The organism is Oribacterium sp. NK2B42 (assembly GCF_000424445.1).
Taxonomy (GTDB): Bacteria; Bacillota; Clostridia; order Lachnospirales; family Lachnospiraceae; genus Oribacterium.
Genome location: NZ_KE384188.1, coordinates 66,132 through 73,945 on the forward strand (window position 1 = coordinate 66,132; position 7,814 = coordinate 73,945).

Sequence of the window (7,814 nt, forward strand, 5' to 3'; positions counted from 1 at the left end):
AAACGTGTGTTTATGTACATTTTTTTGCATGTTCAAAGATGTAGAGTTTAATCATAAGAAAAGGGATAACAAATATCTTTGTAGCACGTGACAAACTATATAATTTGCTGAATTTACACACAATTCATGAGATAATATACATAAGATTTTTTGGTCGTGAAATATCTAATATGTTGTTGTTGAATCACAGAACGGACACTTTACTTCTTCGGAAAAATAATAATGGGATTTTGAAGTTACATCGGAGGAAAAAGGATGTATCTTGCACATATTACGGAAGATGGAAGAGAACAATCAGTTAAGGAACATCTTGAAAATACTGCGAAAAAGGCGGCCGATTTTGCTGAGCCTTTTCATCAAGAAAAACATGCATATATGGCGGGTTTAATGCATGATATCGGAAAGTATTCGGATGAATTTCAAAGAAGGCTTCATGGAGGACCTAAGGTAGATCATTCTACTGCCGGAGCGTTGGAAGCCTGTAAAAATAAAATGATAGTGGAAGCATTCTGCATTGCCGGTCATCATGCCGGATTGCCGAATTTTGGTGGCCGTGCAGATTTGGAGGGGACTTCGTTAAATGCAAGGATAAACCGCTCAAAAAAAGTCGGATTACCGTGTTACAGAGGTTGGGAAAATGATATAAACCTACCATCAAAAAACACCGAGATTCCAAGAGATATGCTTGAATTATCCTATAGGATAAGAATGGTCTATTCTTGTTTGGTGGATGCGGATTTTTTGGATACAGAAGAATTTATGACAGGTATTCTTGATCGCGGAAGAGACTTAAATATTGATCTTCTTCAAGACAGACTGAATACTTTCATAGCTCCATGGTTCCCGGCTAACAATGAATTAAATATGCTTAGATGTAATATTCTTAAGCATGTCATGAAGAAGGGAAAAGAGCTTAATCAAGGATTGTATACACTTACCGTACCTACCGGTGGTGGAAAAACAGTAGCATCACTTGCATTTGCGATTGAACATGCAAAAAGAAATGGATTAAAGAGAATTATTTATGTTATTCCATATACATCTATTATTGAGCAAACAGCCGGGATTTTTAGAAAGATTCTTGGAAATGAATCGGTACTTGAGCATCATTCTAATGTTGAATCCGGAGAAGATGAAGAATCATTATTTCATTTGCGAGCTACTGAAAACTGGGACATGCCTGTTGTAGTAACCACAAGTGTTCAATTCTTTGAGTCATTTTTCAAAAATAAGGCGTCATCAAGTAGAAAACTACATAACGTGGCAAACAGCGTCATCATATTTGATGAGGCACAGATGCTTCCTGTTCCATATATAAAACCATGTATTTCATTACTGACGGAGTTAGTAAAACATTATTATGCATCGGTTGTTTTGTGTACTGCAACACAACCATCCTTAACAAATATAATAAGGGAATTTTATACAGACTACATATCATATGAACTTTGCCCGAGTGAATACTACGAGGATCGCTTGTTCAGAAGGATATCATTTTCATTTGATGGTACGTTCTCTTACGAAAAACTGATAGAAAGATTAAATGGGAATGAACAATTTCTGTGTATTGTAAATTCAAGAAGAGCAGCGAGGGAATTATTTAATTTGATGAACGGTGAGGGATGTTTTCATCTTTCAACAAGTATGTATCCGGAACATAGAAAAAGGGTGTTGTTAGAAATAAGAGAACGTCTTAGCAAAGGGGAACCATGTAAAGTAGTGGCAACCTCACTGATTGAAGCCGGAGTGGATGTTGATTTTCCTTGCGTGTATAGGCAGATTGCAGGAATAGATTCATTGTTACAGGCTGGGGGACGTTGTAATCGAGAAGGGAAACGTAATAAAGACGAAAGTATAGTTCATGTTTTTGATCTGGAATGTGGTTCTCCGGAAATGTTTTCGATGCAAATTGGTGCTGCTGGTTATGTAATTGAAAAATATGAAGATATCAGCAGTAAAGAAGCTATAAAAGAATATTTTGATGAATTGTTTTATTTGAAAGGTAATGATTCATTAGACCAATATCAGATAATAAAACAATTAAGTACTATACAATTGCCGTTCAAAGATGTTTCAGATGAGTTCAATTTAATAGATAGTGACACAAGAACTATTTATATCGAGGTTGAGGAAAGCAGTTCACTTATAGAAAAGGTTCGGTTAAACATCGCAAATAAGAACGATTACCGTAAGCTCGGTTTGTTTGGGGTTAATATATATAAATACCAGTACATGAGCTTAAAAGAACATTTTGCGGTGGAAGATTTGGATGATGAAAAATGCATTTTGATTGATAGTAGTCTATATCGTTTTGATGTTGGACTTGATTTAGAATACAAGGAAGGAGAGGCTATTATGATTTAAAGGAAACTGGTATTTTTGTACATCTCATAATTATAAAATTTGGAGGAAACCATGGCTATAAAGGTTGAAGTATGGGGAGATTATGCGCTGTTTACTCGCCCTGAAATGAAAGTAGAACGGGTCTCTTATGATGTCATGACTCCATCGGCTGCAAGAGGCATATTGGAAGCGATTTACTGGCATCCGGGACTTAGATGGATAGTTGATAAAATTCAGGTTTGTAATCCAATCAGTTTTACCAATATTCGAAGAAATGAAATCAAGTCAAAAATCAGCGCAAGAAGTGTCAAATCTGTGATGGATGTAGGAAAAGGAGAATTATACATTAATACATCTTCTGATATACAACAAAGGGCTTCTATGGTCTTGAAAGATGTACGTTATATTATCGAGGCGCATTTTGAGATGACTGACAAGGCTGCCCCCGGAGATAATCCTGGAAAGTTTCAGGATATCATGAAGCGGAGATTGTCTAGAGGACAGTATTATCACCAGCCTTGTATGGGGTGTCGAGAGTTTACTGCATTTTTCAAAGAAGCTTCTGATGACGTTATAATTTCAGATAAACTGGATGGAGAAAAGGATCTTGGTTTCATGTTGTACGACATGGATTACAGTACGCCGGACGATATTAAGCCTATGTTTTTCCGGGCAAAAATGGTAAATGGCATGATAAGAGTTCCGGACATAAATAGCGAGGAGGTGTTGAGGTGATACTGGAATCGTTAGTGAGGTATTATGAAGCTTTGGCAGAAAAAGGAGTGCTATCAAAGCCGGGGTGGAGTCAGGTTGATGTGAGCTATGCACTCGACATAGACATTAACGGAAAGCTTAAACGGATAATATCTTTGAAGAAACATGACGGAAAGAAACTTGTTCCTCAAAAGATGTCAGTTCCTTCTCAAGTCAAAAGATCCAGCGGAATCGCACCTAACTTTCTTTGTGATAACTCATCATATTTATTGGGGATAGATGGTAAAGGGAAGCCGGATCGTGCCAGAGATTGTTTTTTAGCCGCAAAAGAACTACATGAGAAAATAATGTCGCGGGATGATGCAGCAGCCATAGCGGTTCTTAGTTTTTTTGAGAATTGGAATACAGAGAAGGCTAGTGAATGTGAGGTAATTCAGGAATTTAAAAATGATATTTTAAAGGGTGGAAACCTAATATTTATGCATGATGGTAAGTTCGTTCACGAAAACCAATACATAAAGGAAAGGTGGAACGAAGTATATAATGACGGAACTAGAGAAAATGTATGTAGATGTAGTGTGACAGGTAAGATTGATTCTTTAGCTATACTTCATCCAACAATTAAAAGAATACGAAATGCCCAATCTTCCGGGGCATCATTAGTATCATTTAATGCTACCGCTTTTTCTTCATTTGGAAAGGAGCAGGGATATAACGCTCAGACCGGAGAATATGCATCATTTGCATATGGTGAGGCTTTGAATTACCTTACGGAGAGATTGACTTACAAAAATTACTTAGGAAATACGGCATTACTGTTTTATGCAATTAATGGAGAGGAAGAGTATCAAGATGCATTCAATGCATTTTTTTTCGGAGATGATGAGTATTATTCAAAAGAAGACTTGATCAAGTTGGTTGAGAGTATATGCGAAGGAAAAGTTGTTGATTATAATTCCAAACGCTTAGATCCACAGATGGAGTTTTATTTATTGGGAATAGCCCCAAATAACGCACGTTTATCAATCAGATTCTTTGAAAGAGGTACTTTTGGAGAATTTGTCCGCAATATAAGAGAACATCAAGAACGGTTGAATATTGAATCAGGAAAGGAGACAGCAGCGATTATGCCTACATGGCAGCTGCTTCAGGAAACATGCAGGAGTGGAGCAGATGTCTCTCCTATTCTGGCAGGAGAATTGACTCGATCTATTATTGAGAATGTGAGGTATCCAGCAACATTAATAAATGCCATTGATCTTAGGATAAGAGCTGATCATTATGTTGGACAAAGAAGAGCAGCTATTATAAAAGCGTATTATTTGAAAAATGAAAATAAACAAGTTCCGAAGGAGGTATTGAAAGTGGGACTAAATAAAGAAACAGATAATGTTCCGTACAACTTGGGAAGACTTTTTGCAGTATTGGAGCGTATTCAGGAATCTGCAAATCCGGGGTTAAATTCAACAATTAAGGATAAGTATTTTGGTGGGGCATCAGCAACTCCGGCAACTATCATGCCAAAATTGATTGATTTATCGCAGAATCACTTGCGTAAGTTGAACACTGGCATGAAGGTATACTATAGCAAACAACTTGGGGAGATACTTGAAAAATTTGAAGAAGGCTATCCAAAAACATTAAATATGCCTGAACGAGGAGCATTTCAATTAGGATATTATCATCAGATTCAGGATTATTTCAAATCAAAGAAAGTTGAGGGATAAAAATGAGTGAAGTTATAAAAAACAGATATGATTTTGTAGTTTTATTTGATGTTGAAAATGGTAATCCGAACGGTGATCCGGATTCTGGAAATATGCCAAGAGTTGATGCGGAAACACAGCTTGGGCTTATCACGGATGTTTGCATAAAGAGAAAAATCCGTAACTATGTAGAAATGGTTAAGGATGATTCAACAGGGTATCGCATTTATATAAAGAGTCATGCTGTTTTAAATAAGAATGATGAAGAGGCATATGCTGCATTGGGAGTAGCTGCTGATAAAGTTGCAGAACAGAAAAAGAAGGATACGGATATTGACCTGAAAATTCGTGATTGGATGTGTGCGAATTTTTATGATATTCGTGCGTTTGGCGCTGTTATGACTACATTTACAAAGGCAAAACTCAATTGCGGACAGGTTCGTGGTCCGGTGCAAATCGGATTTGCCAAGTCTGTTGAACCGGTAGTTCCTCAAGAGATAACAATCACACGAGTGGCTATTACAACTGAGAAGGATGCTGAAAATAAAAACAATGAAATGGGATCTAAGTATATTGTTCCTTATGGTCTTTATCGTTGCGAAGGATTTGTTTCCGCTAACCTTGCCAGAAAATCTACTGGATTTACGGAGGATGATTTAAACCTTCTTTGGGATGCAATTTACAACATGTTTGAGAATGATCATTCTGCTGCCAGGGGCAAAATGGCAGTTCGTAAACTGATAATTTTTAAGCACGAATCTGAACTTGGTAATGCTCCATCCCATAAACTTTTTGATTTGGTATCTGTCAGCAGGAAAGATGCTGATACCTCAGCTCCGGCAAGATCATATGAGGATTACGAGATTTCGGTAAAAGATGATCAGATTCCAAATGGTGTATCAATAATAATCCGTGACTAATATGTACAAGGAAGATGATTATCTTATGCTCTCCGGCATACAGCATTTTTGCTTCTGCCGGAGGCAGTGGGGATTGATCCATATTGAACAACAATGGGCTGAAAATCTTCGTACGACCGAAGGACTACTGATGCATAAAAAGGCTCATGATGATAGTAAGTCCGAAAAGAGAGGTGACTTGATCATTATGAGAGGTTTGCGAGTCAAGTCTTCTAAGCTCAACGTTACGGGTATTTGTGATGTTGTAGAATTTAGAAAAGATAATGGAGGGATTCCGCTAAACAGATATGAAGGGCGGTGGCAACCATACCCCGTTGAATACAAAAATGGAGAGCCTAAAGAAAGCGAGGCTGATGTACTTCAACTTTGTGGGCAGGCTATGTGCTTGGAAGAAATGCTGGCTTGTACGATTAAGTATGGAGCACTTTTTTATGGAAAGATAAAACATCGTGTTGAAGTGGAATTTACGGATAATCTTCGAAAACATGTCGTAGATACCATTGAAGAAATGCAAAGTTACTGGAAAAAAGGATGGACCCCCAGAGGAAAGCTTACAAAGAGTTGTTATGCCTGTTCGTTAAATAATGTATGTCTGCCGGAATTGGAGAAATCTAAATCCGTTAACAAATACATTCAAGAGGTGCTGCAAAGCGATGAGAAAATTACTTAATACCTTGTATGTTACGAATGAGGATGCATATTTGTCATTAAAAGGGGAAACTGTAATTGTAGAAATAGGAAAAACAAAAGCTGGTCAGTTTCCCTTGTTGAATTTCGAAGAAATAGTTTGCTTTTCAAATAGAGGCGCAACGCCGCAGCTCATGGGAAAATGCGCTGAAATGGGTATAGGAATATCTTTTTATTCCCCATTTGGTAAATTTCTGTTCCGTGTAATAAATGACGAGAATGGGAATGTGTTGCTGAGAAAAAAGCAGTATCAGATTTCGGAAGATGAAAAACAGAGTGTTCCTATAGTGAAAAACTTTATTATTGGAAAGATATATAACTGTAAATGGGTATTGGATAGAACTCTGAGAGATCACTCGCTTCGTGTTGATGTGGAAAAAATCAAAAGAGCAAAAGATGTTCTTGACAGTCGGACAAAACAGGTTATGTCTGCAAATTCTATTGATGAAATTCGTGGATTAGAGGGGGAGGCTGCACAGGTGTACTTTGACTGTTTTGATGACTTGATCCTTAATCAGAAAGATAATTTTTGCTTTAATGGAAGAAATCGTCGGCCTCCTTTAGATAATGTAAATGCCATGCTTTCGTTTGGTTACTCATTGTTAGCAAACGATTGCGTTAACGGGCTAAAATCTGTTGGACTTGATTCATTTGTTGGGTTTTTGCATAAAGATCGTCCGGGAAGAAAATCACTGTCTTTAGACATGATGGAAGAGCTTAGGCCTTTGTTGGTGGATCGTTTTATTGTGACACTAATAAATAACCGACAGATTAAGGGTGATGATTTTATAGCTTCAGAAAGTGGTGCTGTAGAATTTACCGAAAATGGAAAGAAGCTTTTTTTGACTGAGTGGCAGAATCATAAGAAAGAAGAAATAAAACATCCGTATTTGAAAGAAAAAATTCAATGGGGAATTGTGCCATATGTTCAGGCGTTACTACTGGCTCGGTACATTAGAGGAGACATTGATGGCTATCCTCCGTTTTTGTGGAGGTAATTTATGCTGGTGCTGATAACATATGATGTTAACGTTTCTGAAGCCAAAGGAGCAGCGAGACTTCGTAAGGTAGCAAAGACATGTGAGAATTACGGTATTCGTGTACAGAATTCTGTTTTTGAATGTAATGTTGATGCAAGTCAATGTGCGCTTTTAAAGGCCAAGTTACTGGAAATAATGGACGAGAAACTGGATAGTTTAAGGTTTTATTTTCTTGGAAATAACTACAAGGATAAAATTGAACATTACGGTGCAAATTCTAAATATGATATGAAGGATGTTATTATTTTGTAGTGCGAAGATATAGCGTACATAAAATGCCTGGCGGGTTCGCACAGCAACAAATGTACATGTTGCATATAAGCAACTATAATTTTATGTGCGATATGTTGTGATAATTGTTTTGTATTTTTACTATATAAACAAATATTGTACGATACTAATCA

General features: G+C 37.1%; 7 protein-coding genes. All 7 read left to right on the forward strand.

Features of this window, described 5'->3' with window-relative positions; translation table 11 throughout:
• Positions 1-255: 255 nt before the first annotated feature.
• Genes G625_RS0116375 through cas2 form a run of 7 tightly spaced genes read left to right on the forward strand, consistent with a single transcriptional unit; the run spans position 256 to position 7,662 of the window.
• Positions 256-2,364 (forward strand): CRISPR-associated helicase/endonuclease Cas3, encoded by a 2,109-nt coding sequence (locus G625_RS0116375; protein WP_029201954.1) that lies wholly within the window; start codon positions 256-258, stop codon positions 2,362-2,364.
• 51 nt (positions 2,365-2,415) lie between these two features.
• Entirely contained in the window at positions 2,416-3,078 is a 663-nt protein-coding gene (gene cas5c / locus G625_RS0116380) for a type I-C CRISPR-associated protein Cas5c (RefSeq protein WP_029201955.1), read from the forward strand.
• On the forward strand, positions 3,075-4,784 hold the full coding sequence (gene cas8c / locus G625_RS0116385) for a type I-C CRISPR-associated protein Cas8c/Csd1 (RefSeq protein WP_029201956.1): 1,710 nt from the start codon (positions 3,075-3,077) through the stop codon (positions 4,782-4,784). Before cas5c ends, cas8c begins: the two co-directional genes overlap by 4 nt.
• Before the next feature lie 2 nt (positions 4,785-4,786).
• On the forward strand, positions 4,787-5,683 hold the full coding sequence (gene cas7c, locus G625_RS0116390) for a type I-C CRISPR-associated protein Cas7/Csd2 (protein ID WP_029201957.1): 897 nt from the start codon (positions 4,787-4,789) through the stop codon (positions 5,681-5,683).
• 1 nt (position 5,684) lies between these two features.
• A complete protein-coding gene (cas4, locus tag G625_RS0116395; protein ID WP_029201958.1) occupies positions 5,685-6,353 on the forward strand; it encodes a CRISPR-associated protein Cas4 in 669 nt (222 codons plus the stop codon).
• Positions 6,337-7,368 (forward strand): type I-C CRISPR-associated endonuclease Cas1c, encoded by a 1,032-nt coding sequence (cas1c, locus tag G625_RS0116400; protein ID WP_029201959.1) that lies wholly within the window; start codon positions 6,337-6,339, stop codon positions 7,366-7,368. Before cas4 ends, cas1c begins: the two co-directional genes overlap by 17 nt.
• 3 nt (positions 7,369-7,371) lie before the next feature.
• Entirely contained in the window at positions 7,372-7,662 is a 291-nt protein-coding gene (cas2, locus tag G625_RS0116405; protein WP_029201960.1) for a CRISPR-associated endonuclease Cas2, read from the forward strand.
• The last annotated feature ends 152 nt before the right edge of the window (positions 7,663-7,814 follow it).

Bases quoted from the DNA above. Each gene is read 5' to 3' on its own strand.
- G625_RS0116375 (WP_029201954.1), top strand. From the start codon at position 256: ATGTATCTTGCACATATTACGGAAGATGGAAGAGAACAATCAGTTAAG.
- cas5c (WP_029201955.1), top strand. From the start codon at position 2,416: ATGGCTATAAAGGTTGAAGTATGGGGAGATTATGCGCTGTTTACTCGC.
- cas7c (WP_029201957.1), top strand. From the start codon at position 4,787: ATGAGTGAAGTTATAAAAAACAGATATGATTTTGTAGTTTTATTTGAT.
- cas4 (WP_029201958.1), top strand. From the start codon at position 5,685: ATGTACAAGGAAGATGATTATCTTATGCTCTCCGGCATACAGCATTTT.
- cas1c (WP_029201959.1), top strand. From the start codon at position 6,337: ATGAGAAAATTACTTAATACCTTGTATGTTACGAATGAGGATGCATAT.
- cas2 (WP_029201960.1), top strand. From the start codon at position 7,372: ATGCTGGTGCTGATAACATATGATGTTAACGTTTCTGAAGCCAAAGGA.